The organism is Mesorhizobium sp. (assembly GCF_004962925.1).
Taxonomy (GTDB): Bacteria; Pseudomonadota; Alphaproteobacteria; order Rhizobiales; family Rhizobiaceae; genus Mesorhizobium.
The window spans coordinates 1-1,614 of sequence record NZ_SUEO01000027.1; the positions used below are offsets into that span (position 1 = coordinate 1).

General features: G+C 64.2%; 1 protein-coding gene and 1 pseudogene. Both read left to right on the forward strand.

Annotated features, from left to right (window positions below; genetic code table 11):
• A pseudogene (locus tag E5W87_RS08620) lies at nt 1-423 on the forward strand (ISNCY family transposase); the annotation flags it as partial.
• Between the two features lie 517 nt (nt 424-940).
• On the forward strand, nt 941-1,614 hold a 674-nt coding region (locus E5W87_RS08625; protein WP_292395952.1), incomplete at its 3' end, for an arginase family protein.

Sequence of the window (1,614 nt, forward strand, 5' to 3'; positions counted from 1 at the left end):
CGTCCCCTCGCCGCTCATGACAACCTGGACGGCGCCCTGTGCCGCAAGGAGGTCCGTACGCTGACCGACGCCCTGACGCTGCGCTATGACAAGGTGATGTTCATTCTCCACCCGACCGAGATCGCGAAGAAGCTCGCCCGCAAGAAGGTGGTCGTCTGCGACTATCCCGATGGCCGTCTCGAGATCAGGCATGAGGGCGTTGCCCTGTCCTACAAAGCCTTCGATGAGCTGCGCTCTGTCCATCGTTCGGCAATCGTCGAGAACAAGCGGCTGGACGCCGTTCTGGAGATGGTTGCCGAGATGCAGGTTGGCCGCGACTTGCAACGCAGCAAGCGCGGGCCACGCCGCACCGGTCAGACCGACCATATGTTCGGCATCCCTGACGGCGCCGAGAGCAACGGCTATGTGAGGAGTGGTCGCAAGCGCGGCAGGCCGCCTGGTTCCGCCCGGCGAGAGCAAGCGCCCGCTGACGCCCCCGTCCCGGAAGTCGGGCGCGCATCCGTCGACCTCGATCTGCGGCTGACGGAGAGTGACAAGAGTCGGATCGCCGATGTCGTCACGATGCTGAGCGAATACAGGGTCCCGCCGCGGTCGACCTCGGCCAACGAAGCTCGTCCGTAGCGGCAGCTCTCAAAGCTAAAGCCGAGGAGCTTGGCTGAGCCGCACCCGATCGGCCTGCGCAACCCCGACCAGCTTACGCCCGATCGGGTGCCACGTCGGCGCCAAGAGTCACTGTCGCGCTTCTTAATTGCTGCGACCTGCCCTGCGAATTGCCCCTTTGCGACATTTCTACTTTGCCAGCAACGCGACATTCGAACTTGGTTGCAACATCTGATGTGGCCTTGGGGGCGGCTAGATTGGCGCGTTTCGCTCCACAGAGCTTCGCCAACCTGATACATCCATAACCGAAAGATTCTCTGATTCATCAAGACCATCAAGAATGACCGCCTCGCCTCCCTTTCTCGGTTTTCCCGATCGTCTCGCCGATGGCCGCATGCCTCGTGCGGTGATCTTCGGAGCCGGTCACGGCAGCACTTATCCCGGCAAGGACAGCAGCGGCTATGCCTTGGCCGCCGACGCCATCCGCGCTGCGAGCCAGGACGATGCCGAGCTCGTCGAGCACTGGGATTTCGACCTCGGCGGCCCGCTGTTCGACGGTAAGCCGGTCTGCTGCATCGACGCCGGCGATATCCCGACCACCATGCATGACAATGCCGGCAACCGGGCCCGGATCGAGGCGAAGACGCGCGAAGTCCTGGCATTGCCGGCCGTACCGATCCTGCTCGGCGGCGACGATTCCGTACCCATTCCGTTTCTCGCCGGCTTTGCGGATCACGGGCCGATCTGGATCCTGCAGATCGACGCCCATATCGACTGGCGCGACGAGTTGCATGGCGAACGCTACGGCTATTCGAACCCGATGCGCCGGGCGAGCGAGATGCCGCATGTTGCCGGCATCGTGCAGGTCGGCATCCGTGGCGTCGGCAGCGCACGCCTCACCGAAATCGAAGCGGCGCGGCGCTATGGCAGCCGCTTCGTGACCGCCCGCGAGGTCCACGCCCAGGGCGTCGAAGCCGCACTCCGGCATATTCCGGAAGGGGCGCGGGTCGTCGT